Genomic DNA, 18403 nt, shown 5'->3' on the forward strand with positions numbered 1-18403 from the left:
AACATGCGCTTCGAGCCCCCGTTTTGATCGAATCGGAACGGTTCGATCAAAACGGGAAGGGCTCTAAACGCGAAAATTGCAATCCCTGTTGGCAACGCCCTTCAATCCTCATAGGATCATGGGCAATAAAAATAAGTAATACGGCCAACAGGGGAGTTGTGATTGGGTAGAGCCGGTTCTGGGGAACGGCGCAGCGCCATTGAGGCGATCGGCGTCAGCAAGGTCTTCGGCAATGGTGACGATGCGGTAAGAGCGCTCGACAATGTCGATGTCACCATCCGCGAAAATGAATTCTTCACATTGCTCGGGCCATCCGGCTGCGGCAAGACGACCCTCCTCCGGCTGATCGCCGGCTTCGATTTCCCGACCGAGGGCGAGATCCGTCTCTATGGCGAGGACATCGCGCCCCTCCCGCCCTTCAAGCGGCCGGTCAACACCGTCTTCCAGAATTACGCTTTGTTCCCGCATATGACCGTTGCCCAGAATATCGGCTTCGGTCTCGAAATGCTGGGCAAGCCCAAGGCTGAGATCGACGCCCGTATCAGTGAGATGCTCAAGCTGGTGCGCATGGAGGAATTGCGCAACCGTCGCACCAGCCAGATTTCCGGCGGCCAGCAGCAGCGCGTCGCTCTCGCCCGCGCTCTGGCGCCGCGCCCCAAGGTGCTGCTCCTCGACGAACCGCTGTCGGCGCTCGATTTCAAATTGCGCAAGGACATGCAGATCGAGCTCAAGCGCCTGCAGCACGAGACCGGCATCACCTTCATCTTCGTGACGCATGACCAGGAAGAAGCGCTCACCATGTCCGACCGCATCGCGGTCATGTCCAAGGGCCACATCCTGCAGATCGGCTCGCCGCGCGACATCTATGACCGTCCGGCCGAGCGGTTCGTCGCCAATTTCATCGGTGACACGAATTTCCTCGAAGGCCAGGTGAAGGAAGTCCACGGCAGCAAGGCGCGCATCGCCCTCAATGCCGGGGCCGAGGTCGAGGCCGGTATTTCCGAGGGCGCCAACCCGCAAGGCAATGTCACCATCGTGGTGCGTCCCGAGCACGCGGCGATCCAGGCGCGGCCGGGCGCCGATGCCTTGAAAGGCACGATCGAGAACATCGTCTATTTCGGCACCGACACGCATTTCCATATCAAGCTTGCCTCCGGACCGCATTTCATCGTGCGCCAGCAGAATCGGCATGGCGCGGGTGAGGAGTTCAAGACCGGCATGCCGGTCGGCGTCGAGATCGGCCAGAATGCGGCACAGGTTCTGAAGGACTGATCATGGCAGTGGACAATCCGCCTCTCACGCGTGCCGCCGAAGTCGCTGCCGCGGCTGACCGGCAGGAAATCCGCAATCGCTGGTTCCTGGCCTCTCCCGCCCTCTTCATCATCTTCTTCGCCGCCATCGGGCCGCTCTTCATCGTTCTCGTCTTCTCTTTCCTCACCCCCGCCGATTATGGCGGCGTGGTCTGGAAACCTTCCGGCCAGGCCTGGTTCCAGGTGCTGTTCCAGAAGGACATTTTCGACGACACGACCACTTTCGCCGACGCGCATCTGTCCATTCTGTGGCGCTCGGTGAAGCTTTCCTTCTTCACCACCCTCATAGCGCTCGCCTTCGGTTTCCCGACCGCCTATTTCATCTCCACACGGCCCGAAAAGAGCCGCGACATCTGGCTCTTCCTCATCACCATTCCGTTCTGGACCAATCTGCTCATCCGCACCTTCGCGGTGCAGGAAGTCATTCGCAATGAAGGCATCTTCAATACGTTGCTGATGAAGCTCGGCATCATCTCGAGCCCGATCCAGATCATGTTCACCGACGTCGCCATCATGCTGGGCATGCTTTATGTCTATCTGCCGCTGATGGTGCTGCCGCTTTACGCCAGCATGGAGAAGCTCGATTTCCGCCTGGTCGAGGCGGGCTACGATCTCTATGCCAATCGCTTCCAGGTTCTGCGCCGCGTCATCATTCCCCTGGTCAAGCCCGGCATCATCGCCGGCTCCATCCTGGTCTTTATCCCCTCGCTCGGCGCCTATGTGACGCCACGTGTGCTGGGCGGCGGCAAGAACATGATGCTCGGCAATCTGATCGAGCTGCAATTCGGCCAGGGCCGCAACTGGCCGCTCGGCGCAGCACTCTCGATCACCTTGATGGCGATCGTGATGATCGCGCTCATGATCTATGTGCGCTCGGCTGGGCGTTCGGAGATGCGTCATGGTTAGCTCCAGAACGTTCTCCGTAAAACGTCAGACTGGCTTCGGGACCATAGCGCTTCTCTGCTTCGTCCTGCTTTATGTCCCGATCGCGACATTGGTCGCCTATTCCTTCAATGCCGGCCCTTCGATCGCCATCTGGGAAGGCTTCTCCTGGCGCTGGTACATTGCCGCCTGGAACAATCAGCAGATCGTCGAGACATCGGTCCGCTCTTTCGTGATCGCCAGCATCGCCGCCGTGGTCGCGACCACCGCCGCCACCATGGCGGCGCTCGCCACCACCCGCACCAGGCCCTATCGCGGGCTCAATTTCATCTATGGCTTCATCAACCAGCCGCTGATGGTGCCGGAGATCGTCACCGGCATCGCGCTCCTCATCTTCTTCGCCATCGTGAAGATCTGGACCGGCTATACGGGCCTCGGCTATCTCATCGTCGCCCATACCGCCTTCTGCATTCCCTTCGCCTATCTCCCCATTCGCGCCCGCCTCGAGAATATGGACCTGACGCTCGAGCGCGCCGCCGCCGATCTCTACGCTACGCCCTGGATGACATTCCGCAAGGTGACGCTGCCTCTGCTGTGGCCTGGCATCATAGCCGGGCTGATGCTGGCTTTCGTCGTTTCGCTCGACGATGTCGTCATCACCGAGCTTGTCAAATCCGGTGGCCAGGACACTTTGCCCACTTACATGCTGGGACAGTTGCGCCGCGTGGTGACGCCCGAGATCAACGCGATATCGAGCGTGTTCCTGCTCATCTCCATCGTCATCGTCACCTTGTTCTTCTTCCTCAACCGCAAGCAGACTTGACGCATCGGATCAAATGGCGTCTCGTGAAGGCGAGCAACAAGCGGAAAAGGAAAATCATGAAGCATGGAACAGTCATCGCAGCCTTGAATATCCTGCCGACGACCGGCCCCGCCGAGGCGCAGCCGCATTATGCCCGCATCTGGACGAACATCACCAAATAAGAGCAGACTGAACGGGCCTCGGCATCCAACCGGGGCCCAAAACATAACGACGTTAGGGAGAAGACAGATGATATCGAAACTGAAAACCGCGGGCCTCGGCCTTGCCATGACGGCGTTCGCCGCCGGGCCGGCATTGGCCGAAGGCGAGCTCAATATCTACAATTGGGGCAACTACACCAACCCCGACCTCATCAAGAAATTCGAGGAGACCTACAAGGTCAAGGTCACGGTGACCGACTATGACTCGAACGACACGGCGCTCGCCAAGGTCCGCGCCGGCGGCCATGGCTTCGACATCGTCGTGCCGTCGGCGAATTTCGTGCCGGTCTGGGTCAAGGAAGGGCTCATCCTCGAGACGCGCCCGGACCAGATGGAAAATTTCAAGAATGTCGACGACCGCTGGGTGAATGTCGAATGGGATATGGGCCGCCACTATACGGTGCCGTGGCAGTGGGGCTCCACCGGCGTCATCGTCGACACGTCACTTTATAAGGGTGACATCAACACCTCCAACATCATCTTCCACCCGCCGGATGAGCTCAAGGGCAAGATCAATGTCGCGCCCGAGATGAACGACGTCATGGCGCTGGTGATCTGGAATCTGGGTGGCGAATGGTGCACCGCCGACAAGGAGCTTCTCAAGAAGGCGCGTGACACGCTGATCGAGGCGAAGAAGAGCTGGATCTCCATGGACTATGGCGTGATCGAGAAATTCGCCAGCCGCGATTTCGGCGCCGCTTACTACTGGAACGGCGCCGCTTTACGCTCCAGGCTCCAGAACAAGGATGTCCGCTTCGGCTATCCGAAGGAAGGTTATCCCCTGTTCATGGACAGCGTCGCGGTGCTCAAAGACGCCAAGAATGTCGAGAACGCCAAGCTGTTCCAGAACTTCATCATGGATCCGCAGAATGCCGCGCTGATCTCGGCCTTCGCCAAATATGCGAACGGCATCAAGGGCTCGGAGCAATATCTGCCGGCCGAAATGAAGGGTGCGCCGGAAGTCGAGATCCCGGCCGAATTCGTCGACAAGGGTCACTTCTTCAAGCTCTGCGAGCCGGACGTGACGGCGCTTTACTCGAAGATCTGGACCGAACTACTGAAATAGGAAACTTCGCAGATGACTTATGCGCTGAAAGGCGCCGCCGTGGCTCTTGCCATGGCGGCCCTCGCCGGGCCGGCTTTGGCCGACGGCGAGCTCAATATCTACAACTGGGGCAATTACACGAGCCCCGAGCTGATCAAGAAGTTCGAGGAGACCTACAAGGTCAAGGTCACGATCACCGACTATGACTCGAACGACACCGCCCTCGCCAAGATCAAGGCCGGCGGCCATGGCTTCGATATCGTCGTGCCGTCCGGCAACTATGTTCCGATCTGGATCAGTGAAGGCCTGCTCGCCGAGACGCGGCCCGACCAGATGGAGAACTTCAAGAATATCGACGATCGCTGGGTGAATGTCGATTACGACAAAGGCCGCCACTATACGGTGCCCTGGCAGTGGGGCACGGTCGGCGTCGCGGTGAACACCGATGTCTATAAGGGTGACATCGATACCTGGGGCATCATCTTCAACGTGCCGGCCGAGCTCAAGGGCAAGCTCAATGTCGTGCCGGAGATGAACGACGTCATCTATGCCGCGATCAAATATCATGGCGGCGAGATCTGCACCGGCGACAAGACGGTGCTCAAGAAAGCGCGCGACACGCTCATTGCCGCCAAGCCCGACTGGATGTCGATGGAATATTCGACCATCGAGAAGATGGTGAAGGGCGACTTCGCCGCGACGAGCGACTGGAACGGCTCGGTGCTGCGCCAGCGCCTGCAGAACGGCAAGATCCACTACGGCTATCCGAAGGAAGGCTACAATGTCTGGATGGACAATGTCGCCGTGCTGAAGGACGCCAAGAATGTCGATAATGCCAAGCTGTTTCAGAATTTCATCATGGATCCGAAGAACGCCGCGATGATCTCGGCCTTCGCCCGTTATGCCAACGGCATCAGGGGCTCCGAGGATTTCATGCCGGAAGACATGAAGACGGCGCCGGAAGTGATCATTCCGGAGAAATATCTGGCCGCCGGCGAGATCTCCAAGACCTGCCCGCCCGACGTGCAGCAGCTCTATACGGCGATCTGGACGGAACTGACGAAATAGTGTGTAAGGACTCCCGGCGGAATGTGCCGGGAGTCCTTCTTCAAATCATGACATCCTACAGGAATTCAGAGCCGCGCCTGCCCATCATGCGCGAGAGCCCACCCAGACTGCGCGTGCCTTTCGCCGATTGGGATCGCGCGCCCTGGAACCGCTGGTCGTTCCAGCATGTGCGCGAAGTGCTGCCCACCGCCGAGGTCTGGCGCGGCAACGGCCAGCCGTCGAGCTTGCCGCAATTGCCGCAGGATCTGAGCGGCATCCCGTTCACCGGCGTCGACGGCGCCACCCGCACCGTCGAGAGCTTCCTCGATGAGAGCTACACCGACGGCTTCCTGGTGCTGCACAAGGGCCGCATCCTCACCGAGCGCTATTTCAACGGCATGGGCGAGCGCACCTTGCATCTCTCCCAGTCGATGGCCAAATCGGTGACCGCTGCGACGGCGGGCTGCCTGGTGGCGCAAGGCCTGCTCGATCCCGACGCCCTCATCACCCATTACCTCCCTGAGCTCGAGGCGACCGCCTATAAGGGCGCGAGGCTCCGCCATGTCCTCGACATGACGTCGGGCGTGCGTTTCAACGAGGACTATACGGATCCGCTTTCGGATATCGGCCGCAGCGATGTGGCTTCGGGCTGGAAGCCCGCCCCCGCTGGCGTGACGGACTTCCCCGAGCATATGTGGGAGCTGATTCTCTCCCTCACCACGCTCGAGCGCCCGCATGGCGAGCTCTTCGCTTATCGCTCGATCGAGACCGACGTGCTCGCCTTCTGCATGGAGCGCGCCAGCGGCAGGCGTCTGCCCGAGCTCGTCTCTGAATTTCTCTGGCAGCCGATGGGCGCCGATGAGAGCGGCTGCTTCACCCTCGACCGCGCCGGCTACGCGCTGGCCGATGGCGGGCTCAATGCCACCTTGCGCGATTATGCCCGCTTCGGTGCGCTCTATCTGCATGATGGCTTTTTCAACGGCCGCCAGATCGTGCCGGCCGACTGGGTACGGCAGACACGCATCGGCGACGCGCGGCTGTTCGGCGAGCCCTACACGCTCACCACGCCCAATGGCGCCTATCGCAATCAGTTCTGGATCGAGGACGTGTCGCGCCCGGCCATCATGTGCCGAGGCGTTTTCGGGCAGCTCATCTATATCGACTCGAGCCGTGACCTCGTGGTCGTCAAATTGTCGAGCTGGCCCGACTTTCTCAATATCGAATTCGGCGTCAACACCTTGCGCATGATCCACGCGCTGGCGAACGAGCTCGTTTGAACAGCAAAGCGCCGGAGCTGACGCCCCGGCGTGACATCTCCGAATTACTGCAGGACGGCGACGCGCACTTTGGCGACGCCCGAATTGTGCAGGCCCACGGCCTTGGCCGCGCCAAAGGCCAGGTCGATGATTCGTCCGCGGATGAACGGGCCGCGGTCATTGATGCGCACGATGACCGAGCGGCCATTGCGCAGGTTGGTGACGCGCACCTTGGTGCCGAATTTCAGCGAACGATGGGCGGCCGTGTAGCCGTTGGGATTGAATTTCTCGCCATTGGCCGTCTTGCGGCCAGATTTGTAGTAGGAAGCCATACCGACCTGCGCCTGGGCGATATCGGCAGAAAGAATAAAGACAGGCGTTGTAAAGGCGCAAAAGATCAGTGCAGCGAGAAATCGCTTCATCATATATCCCCACGATTATAATTATGGAAGATCGGGCCTGTTGTGCTTTCCGGAGCTATTCAGTCCAGAAACAGGATCGTTCCGTCTTCCCACTAATTAGGCCGAAAATGCCGTAAGGAGCAGTTTTGTTCCCCGCATTCCGTAAGAATGTGGCGTAAGTGCCGTATAAGGCGAGAATGTGACCGCGATTACGCTAGGTCAGCATTCCGTCGAGCGGGATTTGCGGTGTCTTTTCTGCAACAAGATCGGCGGTGATACGTGCCGCGCCATGGCTCATCGTCCAGCCCATATGGCCCTGGCCCGTATTGAACCACAAATTCCTGTAGCGGCCGCGCCCCAGGATCGGGGTGCCTTCGGGCGTCATCGGACGCAAGCCCGCCCAATGCTCCGCCTGCTGCCAATCGGCGCCATTGGGGAAGAGCTCCCTCATCACCGCGATCATGGTGCGGAAATCCTCCGGCTGGTGCGTGCGATCGAAGCCTGAAAACTCGGCAGTGGCCGTGGCGCGCATCCGGTCGCCATAGGGCGCATAGGCGACGAGATTCTCCTCATCGATGCCGCCGATGCCCGGCGGATTGTTCTTGCCGGCGACGGGCGCGGTGATCGAATAACCCTTGACCGGATAGATCGGCAGGCTGGCGCCGAGCTCCTTCGCCAGATGCGGCGAGTAGACGCCGAGCGACAGCACGATGATATCGGCCGCCTCGCGGCCTTTGTCGGTGACGACCGCCTTGATGCGGTCGCCCTCTTTCTCGAAGCCGGTCACCGTCGTTCCGAATTTGAAGGTGACGCCCTGGCCTTCGAGCCATTTCGCCATGTTGCGCGTGAACAGCCGGCAATCGCCGCTTTCGTCATGGGGCGCATAGAGGGCGCCGGCGAACTTGTCTTTCACGTCGCTCAAAGCTGCATCCTTGGCGGTGATCTGGTCGCGCCCGATCACCTCGATGACGCAGCCTTCTTTCCGCAGGAGATCGGCTTTCGCGGCTGCCCCGTCGAGCCCCTTCTGGCTGCGATAGAGATACAGCAGCCCGTCCTTGCGCCCGTCATAGGCGATCTTGGCGCGCTCCAGCGTATCGTGGAACACATTGAGCGAATAGGCGCAGAGCCGCGCCTTCCGCGCGGTATTGAGCGCCGCCCTTTCGGCTGTGCATTGCTGCCAGAATTTCCACATCCAGCGCCAGAATTGCGGATCGGGGGTGGGGCGGAAGCGCAAGGCCTGGTCGTTGCGCCACAAGGAGCGCAGGAGAATGCCGGGCGCGGCGGGCGACGACCAGGCATAGGCATGGCTCGGCGCGAACAGGCCGGCATTGCCGTAGGAGGTGAAGGCGGCCGGCACCATCTCGCGGTCGATGACCGTAACCTCGTGCCCGTCGCGGTTCAATTCATAGGCCGTCGTCACCCCGACGATGCCCGCCCCCAGAACCAATGCCTTCATGACTGCCCACTTTTCCTGATCACGCGCTAGTGGTAGGCGAGATGAGGCCGTCCGACAACATACAAGAGATCATGCCCTCCACGATCCACGCCGATGCCTTCCACTTCGACCATCCCGTCCAGAGCTACTGGGAGGCGAGCGCCGCACCGCTCGGCATTGCCACCTCGCCCCTCTCAGGCGACACCCAATGCGACGTCGCCGTCATCGGCGGCGGTTATACCGGCCTTGCCGCGGCGCTCCGGCTCAAGACTGAATACGGTGTCGATGTGCGCATATTGGAGGCGGCCGAGCCCGGCTGGGGCGCTTCGGGGCGTAATGGCGGATTCGCCTGCATCGGCAGCCACAAGCGAAGCTATTCGTCGCTGATCAAATCCTATGGCCTCGACGATACCCGCCGTTTTTACGGCACCATGAAGGACGCCGTCGACATGGTCGGCGATCTCTGCCGGCGCCACGGCATCGACGCCTGGATCCATGATGGCGGCGAGATCTCGCTCGCCCATCTGCCGAGCCGCTGGGCTGAGCTCGAGGAGGAGCGCGACTTCATGGCCCGCATCTTTGGCGAGAAGCTCACCCTCCTCACCGTCGCGGAGTTGAAAGAAAAAGGCCTGTGGGCGCCCACTTTTCATGGCGGCATTCACAATACCACCGGCTTCAGCATCCATCCGCTCAACTATGTGCGCGGCCTCGCCCGCGTCGTGCATCAGGCGGGTGTTCCCATTCATGGCGGATCACGCGTGCTCAGGTGGGAGGAAACCGGCGGCCGCCATCGCCTGACCACAGCGGGCGGAACGCTCACCGCCAATCGTGTCGTCGTCGCCACCAATGGCTATACGCCGGAAGACGTCTCCTCCTATCACGCGGGACGGCTGATGCCGGCGCTCTCCAACATCATCGTCACCCGGCCTTTGAGCGAAGCGGAACGCACCGAGCAGGGCTGGACCTCGCGCCTGATGGCCTTCGACACCCGCAATCTCCTGCATTATTTCCGCCTGCTGCCCGATGGCCGCTTCCTGTTCGGTGGGCGCGGCGGCACCGATGCGACCGATGGCGGCGCGGCGCCCATGCAGCGGCACATGACCGAGACGCTACGCCGGATGTTCCCGGTCTTCGGCACAGCCGAGATCACCCATTTCTGGCGCGGCTTCGTCTGCCTGGCCTACGACCTCGTGCCCTATGTCGGCCCGCTCGATGACCGCAGGAGCGTGTGGACGGCGATCGCCTATCACGGCAATGGCGTCGCCATGGCGACCTATTCGGGCTCGGCGCTTGCCGATCTCATGTCCGGAAAGCCCGAGCGCGCCAAGCTTCCCTCGGTCGTGACCCGGCGCCTGGCGCGTTTCCCCTTTGCCGGCCTGCGCCCGCTCTACATGAAAGGCGCCTATCTGTGGTTCAACTACCAGGACAGCCACTAAATCTCTTCGATCCGGCTTACCGCGCCTTATTCTTGTAATAGACGTCGAGGAATACGGCGAGCATCAGCACCGTGCCTTTGATCACCTGCTGCCAGTCGATGCCGATGCCCATGATCGACATGCCGTTGTTCATCACACCCATGATGAAGGCGCCGATCACCGCGCCGATGACCTTGCCGACGCCGCCGGTGGTGGCGGCACCGCCGATGAAGCAGGCGGCGATCACGTCGAGTTCGAAACCAAGCCCGGCCTTGGGCGTCGCCACATTGAGCCGCGCCGCGAAGATGAGGCCGGCGAGGGCCGCGAGGGCGCCCATGATGACGAAGATCAGGAAGGTCAGTCTTTCGGTGTCGATGCCGGAGAGCTTCGTCGCCTTCTCATTGCCGCCCATGGCATAGATACGCCGGCCCATCGTCGTATTGGTCGTGACGAAGACGAAGAACGCGATCAGGGCGAACATGACGATCAGCACATTCGGCAACCCCTTGTAGCGCGCCATCAGGAAGGAGAAACCGAGAAAGGCGATGGCGATCAGGACATTGCGGCCGTAGAAGATGATGTCCGGCTCCTCGGCGAGCCCATGCTCCTGCTGGTTGAGCCTCTCGCGATAGTTGAAATAAATGATGATGGCCGTCACCAGCGCGCCGATCAGCAGGGCCAGGATGTTGATCGAGCCACCGAAGATGTCCGGGACATAACCCGAGCTCAGGAGCTGGAATTCCTTGGGGAACGGCCCGACCGAGGCGCCGCCCAGCACGGTGAGCGCCAAGCCTTTGAAGATGAGCATGCCCGCCAACGTGACGATGAAGGCGGGAATCTTGTGATAGGCGATGAAATAACCCTGCACGGCGCCGATCAGTGCGCCCAACGCCAGGCACGCCGCCACCGACACGAACGGGTCGAGCTTCCAGCTGACCATCATCACCGCCGCCACCGCGCCGATGAAGCCCGATACCGAACCGACCGAAAGGTCGATATGGCCCGCGACAATGACGAGCAGCATGCCGAGCGCCATGATCACGATATAGCTGTTCTGCAGGATGATGTTGGTCATGTTCACCGGCATGAACAATGTGCCGTTGGTGGTGAACTGGAAGAAGACCATGATCGCCAGCAGCGAGAGCAGCAGCGCGTAGTCGCGGATATGGGCCTTGATGAAACGCAGGAGATCCGGCTTGGCGTGGTCCTGTGCGGTGACTTCGCTCATCTCACTTTTCCCATGAATTCATGATGGCCCGCATGATCTTCTCCTGCGAGGCCTCGCGTGTCGCCATCTCGGCGACGAAACGGCCTTCATTCATCACATAGAGCCGGTCGGAGATGCCGAGCAGCTCCGGCATCTCCGAGGAAATGACGATGACGGCCTTGCCCTGCTCGGCCAGGGCATTGATGATGTTATAGATCTCATATTTGGCGCCGACATCGATGCCGCGCGTCGGTTCGTCGAGAATGAGCACCTGCGGCCCGGAGAACAGCCATTTGGACAGCACGACCTTCTGCTGATTGCCGCCCGAGAGGTTGACCGTCGCCTGGTAGACGCTGGCGCTGCGGATCGCCAGCTCGCGGCGGTATTTGTTCGCCACCGCCAGTTCCTTCAGATCGTCGATCACGCCGCGGCGGGCGACGCCGTCGAGATGGGCGAGCGTCACATTGTGCTTGATGTGGTCGATGAGAACGAGCCCGTAGGTCTTGCGGTCCTCCGTCACATAGGCAAGGCCGGCCGCCATCGCCTTCGGGATGGTCGAGACATCGGCGCGTTTGCCCTGGACGAGGACCTCGCCCGAGATCTTCTGCCCATAGGCGCGCCCGAACAGCGACATCGCAAGCTCGGTCCGCCCGGCGCCCATGAGGCCGGCGATGCCCAGCACCTCGCCCTGGCGCACATTCATGCTCACATTGCGGATCACCTGGCGGTCGGCATGCAGCGGGTGGAAGGCGTTCCAGTCCTTCACCTCGAGCATGATCTCACCGATCTTCGCATGGCGCGGCGGATAGCGGTCGGTCAGCTCGCGGCCGACCATCGCCTTGATGATGCGGTCCTCGCTCACCTTCGCGGTCGAGGTGTCGAGCGTGTCGACGGTACGCCCGTCGCGCAGGACCGTGATGCGGTCGGCGACCTTCAGCACCTCGTTGAGCTTGTGGGTGATGAGGATCGAGGAAATGCCGTGCGCCTTGAACTCCTGCAGCAGCGCCAGGAGCGCGTTCGAATCCGTTTCGTTGAGGCTCGAGGTCGGCTCGTCGAGAATGAGCAGCTTCACCTTCTTGTTGAGCGCCTTGGCGATCTCGACCAGCTGCTGCTTGCCGGTGCCGAGATTGGTGATAAGCGTGTTGGGATGTTCCTTGAGGCCGACCTTCTTGAGCAGCTCCACCGAGCGGCGGAAGGCCTCGAACCAGTTGATGACGCCACGCTTCGCGGTCTCATGTCCGAGAAAGATGTTCTCGGCGATCGAGAGCAGCGGGACCAGCGCCAGCTCCTGATGAATGATGATGATGCCGGCGCCTTCGCTGTCGGAAATGCTGGCGAATTTCCGTGCCCCCCCTTCGAACACGATCTCGCCGTCATAGCTGCCATGCGGATAGACCCCGGACAGAACCTTCATCAGGGTCGATTTGCCGGCGCCGTTCTCGCCGACCACCGCATGGATCTCGGCCGGCATCACCGCGAGATTGACGTCCGTCAGGGCATTCACGCCCGGAAACGTCTTGGTGATGCCGCGCATTTCAAGAATGGGCTGCGCCAATCCCTGCCTCCCCGTTTGCCGCCCGGTTGGCCCGGAACTTGACGCGATTAGAACAAGAAGCCCGGGGTTTCGCAAGCGCGAAGCCCCGGGCGGCCGATCAGCCGTCGACCTGCTCCTGCGTATAGTAGCCGGACTCGACCAGCGCCTTCTTGATGTCGTCCTTGCCGACCGAATGGGGCGTGAGCAGATAGGACGGCACCACCTTGACCTCGTTGTTGTAGGTCTTGGTGTCGTTGACCTCCGGCTCCTTGCCCTGGAGAACCGTATCCACCATCTTCGCCGTCACCTTGGCGAGCTCGCGCGTGTCCTTGAACACGGTCGAATATTGCTCGCCGGCGATCATGCCCTTGACGGAGGCAAGCTCGGCGTCCTGGCCGGTGACGATCGGCATTTCCGGCCCCGGCGCATAGCCGACGCCCTTGAGCGACGAGATGATGCCGCGCGACAGGCCGTCATAAGGCGCCAGCACGCCATTCACCTTCTTGTCGGTGTAGTTGGCCGACAGCAGGTTGTCCATGCGCGCCTGAGCCACCGCGCCATCCCAGCGCAGCGTGCCGACCTTGTCCATGCCCATCTGGCCGGAGACGACGGCGATCTCGCCGGCATCGATCATCGGCTGCAGGACCGACATCGCGCCATTATAAAAATAGAACGCATTGGTGTCGTCCGGCGAGCCGCCGAACAGCTCCACATTCCACGGCTTGACGCCGGCGAAGCGCTCCTTCAGCCCCTGAACCAGCGACTGTGCCTGCAGCACGCCGACGCCGAAATTGTCGAAAGTGGTGTAGTAGTCGACATCCGGAGTCTTGGTGATGAGGCGGTCATAGGCGAAAACCTTCACCCCGGCTTCCTTGGCCTTCTTCAGGATATCCGAAAGGGTCGATCCGTCGATCGCGGCGATGATCAGAACCTTGGCGCCCTTGGTCACCATATTCTCGATCTGGGCCAGCTGGTTTGGAATATCGTCTTCACCATATTGGAGATCCGCCTCGTAGCCGAGCGCGGTGAATTCCTTCACCATGCTCTCGCCGTCGGATATCCAGCGCGTGGAAGACTTGGTGGGCATCGAGATGCCGATGAGCCCCTTGCTCTCGGCAAAGGCGTCGCCGCCGGCGGCAAGTGCCGCGAGGCCCACGACGGAAGCGACAAAATGCCTGCGATTCAGCATGAGTTTCCTCCCTCTTTATGCTGCGGAGCCGTCGCCCATGACAGAGCGTCCCAGCTCTCCACATGTCCATTAGATTGAAACTAACGGACGTTCAACGCCTATTTGTATTACAATTGAGGGGACGCCGGGCATTTGCCTGTGGTTCAAATTTTTGGAACGCAAAGAATCTGAAACACCGGCACCGGCATGCCGGCACCGTGCCTTTACTGTCTGGCATTCAATGAGATGGAGGACGGCGGCTTCGCCGGCTACGCGCCGCAGCTGTCCCCATAGAGGTGACGGCCGCCCCGATAATCACGGACGATGTAGCTTTCCTCACCATCGGGCGTGAGATAGACAGGGCCGATCGGCACCTTGCCGTGCCCGCCCGGAATATCGAGCACATAGGTCGGCTGGCAGAGGCCTGAAAGCCTTCCGCGCAAAGCCTGCATGAGCTTCTGCCCCTCTTCCACCGGGCAACGGAAATGTCCGGTGCCCTTCGCCTTGTCGAGATGGTGGAGATAATAGGGTTTCACCCGCGCGCGCACGAGGTCGCGCATGAGCTTCGCCAGAACCTCGACATCATTGTTCACGCCTTTAAGCAGCACGGTCTGCGACAGGAGCGGAATGCCGGCATCGACGAACCGGGCGAGCCCCGCTTTCACGGCCTCGGTCAGTTCGTTCGGGTGATTGACATGAATGACGATATAGACGGCCGTCTGGCGTTTCAGCGTCGCGATGAGACTGTCGGTGATGCGCCCAGGGTCGACGACGGGAATACGCGTGTGGAAGCGGACGACCTCCACATGCTCCATCTGTTCGAGACGATCGAGAATCATCGCGAGCCGCCGGTCCGACAGAATGAGTGGATCGCCGCCCGAGAGAATAACTTCCCAGATCTCCGGCGTCCGCGCGATGTAGTCGAGCGCCGCCGCAAGCTCTTCCCGGTTCAACGCTTCATCCGCCTGCCCGACCTTCTCGCGCCGGAAGCAGAAACGGCAATAGACCTGGCAGGTATGAGTGGGCTTGAGCAGCACCCGGTCCGGATAACGATGGGTGACGCCCTTGACCTTCTCAAAAGTGTCGTCGCCGATCGGGTCCGGCAACTCCCCATCCCCGACATGGAGTTCATCCGTCGACGGCACATATTGCGCATAGATGGGATCATGGGTGTCGAGGCCCCGCATCTGGCGGAAGGTCTCGGGCGTCAGCCGGATCGAGAAACTCTCCTCCACCTGGCGCAATGACACACCGATGTCGGGCGCGACGACGCCATGCGCGACGAGGGCATCGACCGAGGACAGCGCCTTGGCCGGAAGATTCACGGGCTTCTTCTGTGTCATGACTGAAAATATGAAGCGCGCGAACCTCCCGCCGCTTCCGGCGGGATGGCTCGCGCGCTTCCCCTTCGCAACCGGGCGCCGGCTTTCGCACGGCGCCTATGATTCAATTCAGATCGCCGCCTCGACCATGATCTCGACATCGAGACCGGGGCCGGCAAGCTTGGATTCGACCGTGGCACGGGCCGGCGACTGGCCGGGAACCACCCAGGCGTCCCAGGCTTCGTTCATCTGCGCCCAGGTCTTGATGTCGGTGAGCCAGATATTGGCCTTGACGATTTTGGTCTTGTCGGAGCCGGCTTCCTTCAGCGTGGCATCGATCTGCTCCAGGATGTCCTGGGTCTGTTCCTTGACCGACTTGCCGACCGTCTTTTCGGCCACATAGCCCGAAAGATAGACCATATTGCCGTGGATCACGGCATCGCTCATGCGGTTGCCGGCGCCGATACGCTTCAAAGCCATTGTACTCTCCTCCGTGTTATTCGAGCGTGGCCTTGGTGGCACGAAGGACCAGGAGAGGCAAGACGTCAAATGCATAGGGCGTATGCAGCCTTTCCAGCCAATGGTGATAGTCCCTGCCCCAGGGGCCGATATTGATGACCGGGTAAGCGGGCGACGGGGCCAGGTCAAAACTGGCGCCCCAGATCGGCGTATTGGCCTCGGCGACCGCGAGATCGCCCGAAGCTTCGCCGAGGAAGCTCATATCCGAAATGCCGGGGAAATAGCTGAGCCGCGACACGCTGGTGCCCTTTTCGGCCGCCGCCGCGCCGAGCACGCCCATCAGGCGCTCCGCCAGCACCTCGTCCTTGAGCGTCACCGCCGGATAGGGCAGCGAGCCGAAGCCCAGGATCACCGCCGGCTCCGGCAGTTTGGTCGAAGCCCAGACGAATTCGGTGACGAGCCGCGCCCGCGCCGGGAAATCGAGATCCTGCCTTTCGCTAAGCTCGCGGTTGAGAAGCTCGAGCGACGCCTCGAAGTCGGGATCGGATTTGCGCGCCTGCTCGAGGAGCTCGGCATAGCTCAGCACCGGCACACTCTCCGCGCCGAAGGGCTGCGGTGGGCTGACCGTCTGGGCGCGTTGCTTGAGCCGGCTCACCGCCCGCTCCATCGCTTCCCGCGCCATGCCGGTCGCGATGCTCAGGACCTCCGCCGGGCCGCGGCGATGCTGCAACGTGTTCCAATAGAGAAAGATGCGTGCCGGCGTGGTGACATTATAGCCGGCCTTCACATCCTTCACATAAAGCGCGGTCGGCGGTGCCGCGATCTCGTGGCCGCTCGTTTCGGCGAGCTCGGGCGCGCATTCGAGCTCGGCCAGAAGCTCGGCCGCCAGGTAGTTGGCGTTGATGCCGGCGAAGGGATAACACGCATGCGCCTCACGCCCGATCACCAGGGCTGTCAAGAGCAGCTTGCCGATCGAACCCATCGTGACCGAGCGGCCGAAGGAGCCGTCGCCGTCATCGGCGATCGAATCGAGATTGATGACGAGGTCGATATCGAGACCGCTTTCACGCGCAATCTCGGGCAGGAGGGCCGCCGCCTTGCGCATGCCGGCCGAGCGGTCTTCCTCGTCGGGCGTGGCGAGCAGCAGCACGTTGCCCTGGCGGTGATCCTGCGCCGCGAAGGCCTCGAGCACCGCGATGCCGGCGGCGATGCCTGCCTTCATGTCGAGCAGCCCGCGTCCCGGCAGATAGTCGCCCGACAACAGGTCGGCGAGGGCTTGCGGATTCTCTCCGGTGCGCTTGAGCTTGTCGATGATCAGCGGCAGCAGCGCTTCCGGATCGCAGGCGAAGGGCACGAGCTCCGCATAATCGTCGAACGGCACCGTGTCGAAATGCCCGGCGAGCACCACGGTCCGGCGGCCTTCGCCCTTCACCAGCGCCAGGAGATTGGACCGCGCCGTCCCATCATCGAGCGGCTGGACTCTCAGATGCTCAGGATTCAGGTGGAAATAGCGGTCCTGCGCCAGCATCGTCTTGAGGAGATGCGGAAAATCGCATTCTCCCGGCGTGCCCGTGACGCTGCGCCATTCCGTCATCTGGATGGCCGCCGCGCGGGCCCGCGCCGAGAGATCGAAGGTCACGGCTACCTCAGGCGAAACGGCGGTCGTATTCGAGGACCGCATTGAGGAGCACCTGCGCACCCGCCCCGCATTCATCGAATGTCGTCGATTCCTCTTCATTGTGCGACAGCCCGCCGAGGCAGGGCACGAAGATCATCGTAGTCGGCGCGACGCGCGCGATGTAGGCCGCGTCGTGGCCGGCGCCGGAGGCCATGTCGCGGGTCGGGAAGCCGGCCTGATCGGCGCCGTGGCGCACGCAGTCGATGAGATCGGCGGCGAATTTGACCGCCGGCGATTTCCAGATCCGCTTTTCTTCGACCTCGAGCTTGAGCTCTTTGGCGATCTTCGGGATCACCTCCTGATAGGCCTTCTCCATCTTGTCGAGCACGGTCTCGTCGGGATGGCGCAGATCGACGGTGAAGAACACTTCGCCCGGCACCACATTGCGGCTGTTCGGCTGGTTCTCGATGAGGCCGACGCTGGCGACGCCCGGCAGATGGTCGAGGCCGATCTGGTTGATCGCCTCGATCATGCGCGCCGCACCGACGAGCGCATTCTTGCGCAGGAGCATCGGCGTGGCGCCGGTATGGGCCGACTGGCCCTTCACCGTCACCTCATACCAGCGCATGCCCTGGACGCCGGTGACGACGCCGATCACCTTCTCCTCGGCCTCGAGGATCGGGCCCTGCTCGATATGGAGCTCGAACATGGCCTGGAATTTGTGCGAGCCCACCTTCTCGGTGCCCTTGTAGCCGATACGCGTGAGCTCCTCACCGAGCGTGATGCCATCGCGGTCGGCTCTGGAATAGGCGTAATCCTCGGTGAAGACGCCGGCATAGACGCCCGAGCACAACATCGCGGGCGCGAAGCGCGAGCCTTCTTCATTGGTCCAGTTGACGATCATCAAGGGCGCGTTGGTCTCATAGCCGAGATCGACGATGCTGCGCATCGCCTCCAGCGCGCCGAGCACGCCCAGCACGCCGTCGAATTTGCCGCCCGTCGGCTGGGTGTCGAGATGCGAGCCCATGGCGATGGGCTGAAGCGTGTTGTTCTTGCCGGGCCTGACCGCGAACATGTTGCCGACCGAATCGATCGAGACCTTGCAGCCGAGCGCTTCGCATTGCGCCTTGAACCAGTCGCGCACCTTCTTGTCTTCATCCGAGACGGTGAGACGCTTGATGCCGCCTTTCGGCGTACCGCCATATTTCGCGGTCTCCATGAGCGCATCCCACAGGCGCTGCGGATTGATGGTGAGGTTGCTCTTGCTGGTCATGAATAAAG

At 61.5% G+C, this 18403-nt stretch carries 16 protein-coding genes; 7 read left to right on the forward strand and 9 right to left on the reverse strand.

Annotated elements, in window-relative coordinates; all coding sequences use genetic code 11:
* The first annotated feature begins 162 nt into the window (after positions 1-162).
* From JHL16_RS20000 to JHL16_RS20025, 6 genes are all read left to right on the forward strand, one after another.
* A complete protein-coding gene (locus tag JHL16_RS20000) occupies positions 163-1272 on the forward strand; it encodes an ABC transporter ATP-binding protein (RefSeq protein WP_210346036.1) in 1110 nt (369 codons plus the stop codon).
* 2 nt (positions 1273-1274) lie between these two features.
* Positions 1275-2216: an ABC transporter permease gene (locus tag JHL16_RS20005; RefSeq protein WP_200186601.1), complete on the forward strand. Its 942-nt coding sequence runs from the start codon at positions 1275-1277 to the stop codon at positions 2214-2216.
* Positions 2209-3015: an ABC transporter permease gene (locus JHL16_RS20010; RefSeq protein WP_200186602.1), complete on the forward strand. Its 807-nt coding sequence runs from the start codon at positions 2209-2211 to the stop codon at positions 3013-3015. Before JHL16_RS20005 ends, JHL16_RS20010 begins: the two co-directional genes overlap by 8 nt.
* Positions 3016-3243: 228 nt before the next feature.
* Complete coding sequence (locus JHL16_RS20015; RefSeq protein ID WP_200186603.1) at positions 3244-4281, forward strand: ABC transporter substrate-binding protein; 1038 nt, start codon at positions 3244-3246, stop codon at positions 4279-4281.
* 12 nt (positions 4282-4293) lie between these two features.
* Positions 4294-5328 (forward strand): ABC transporter substrate-binding protein, encoded by a 1035-nt coding sequence (locus JHL16_RS20020; protein ID WP_420884552.1) that lies wholly within the window; start codon positions 4294-4296, stop codon positions 5326-5328.
* Positions 5329-5375: 47 nt separating this feature from the next.
* Complete coding sequence (locus tag JHL16_RS20025; protein WP_200186604.1) at positions 5376-6584, forward strand: serine hydrolase domain-containing protein; 1209 nt, start codon at positions 5376-5378, stop codon at positions 6582-6584.
* A 44-nt stretch (positions 6585-6628) separates the two neighbouring features.
* Here the strand turns inward: JHL16_RS20025 and JHL16_RS20030 are convergent, their stop codons facing one another.
* Positions 6629-6988: a septal ring lytic transglycosylase RlpA family protein gene (locus JHL16_RS20030; RefSeq protein WP_420884553.1), complete on the reverse strand. Its 360-nt coding sequence runs from the start codon at positions 6986-6988 to the stop codon at positions 6629-6631.
* A 190-nt stretch (positions 6989-7178) separates the two neighbouring features.
* Positions 7179-8420 carry a D-amino acid dehydrogenase gene (locus tag JHL16_RS20035; RefSeq protein ID WP_200186605.1) on the reverse strand — a complete coding sequence of 414 codons (1242 nt, stop codon included), beginning with the start codon at positions 8418-8420 and terminating at the stop codon, positions 7179-7181.
* A 71-nt stretch (positions 8421-8491) separates the two neighbouring features.
* Between JHL16_RS20035 and JHL16_RS20040 the strand changes: the two genes are divergently transcribed.
* Positions 8492-9835, forward strand: a complete 1344-nt coding sequence (locus JHL16_RS20040; RefSeq protein WP_200186606.1) for an NAD(P)/FAD-dependent oxidoreductase — start codon at positions 8492-8494, stop codon at positions 9833-9835.
* Between the two features lie 16 nt (positions 9836-9851).
* Here JHL16_RS20040 and mmsB read toward each other — a convergent pair whose 3' ends face one another.
* The 7 genes from mmsB to JHL16_RS20075 form a co-directional block, all read right to left on the reverse strand.
* A complete protein-coding gene (mmsB, locus tag JHL16_RS20045) occupies positions 9852-11042 on the reverse strand; it encodes a multiple monosaccharide ABC transporter permease (protein ID WP_200186607.1) in 1191 nt (396 codons plus the stop codon).
* Position 11043: 1 nt separating this feature from the next.
* Positions 11044-12576: a multiple monosaccharide ABC transporter ATP-binding protein gene (gene mmsA / locus JHL16_RS20050; protein ID WP_200186608.1), complete on the reverse strand. Its 1533-nt coding sequence runs from the start codon at positions 12574-12576 to the stop codon at positions 11044-11046.
* Between the two features lie 97 nt (positions 12577-12673).
* Positions 12674-13744 carry a multiple monosaccharide ABC transporter substrate-binding protein gene (chvE, locus tag JHL16_RS20055; protein ID WP_200186609.1) on the reverse strand — a complete coding sequence of 357 codons (1071 nt, stop codon included), beginning with the start codon at positions 13742-13744 and terminating at the stop codon, positions 12674-12676.
* Positions 13745-13992: 248 nt separating this feature from the next.
* Complete coding sequence (locus JHL16_RS20060; protein ID WP_200186610.1) at positions 13993-15066, reverse strand: lysine-2,3-aminomutase-like protein; 1074 nt, start codon at positions 15064-15066, stop codon at positions 13993-13995.
* Between the two features lie 108 nt (positions 15067-15174).
* Complete coding sequence (locus JHL16_RS20065) at positions 15175-15525, reverse strand: RidA family protein (RefSeq protein WP_137858925.1); 351 nt, start codon at positions 15523-15525, stop codon at positions 15175-15177.
* A 16-nt stretch (positions 15526-15541) separates the two neighbouring features.
* The gene (locus JHL16_RS20070; RefSeq protein ID WP_200186611.1) at positions 15542-17143 is read right to left on the reverse strand and encodes a M20/M25/M40 family metallo-hydrolase; all 1602 of its coding nucleotides are present in this window, start codon (positions 17141-17143) and stop codon (positions 15542-15544) included.
* 7 nt (positions 17144-17150) lie between these two features.
* Positions 17151-18395: a Zn-dependent hydrolase gene (locus tag JHL16_RS20075; protein ID WP_200186612.1), complete on the reverse strand. Its 1245-nt coding sequence runs from the start codon at positions 18393-18395 to the stop codon at positions 17151-17153.
* Positions 18396-18403 lie beyond the last annotated feature (8 nt).

The sequence above is a fragment of the Taklimakanibacter albus genome (genome assembly GCF_016595235.1).
In the GTDB taxonomy this organism is placed as follows: domain Bacteria; phylum Pseudomonadota; class Alphaproteobacteria; order Rhizobiales; family Aestuariivirgaceae; genus Taklimakanibacter; species Taklimakanibacter albus.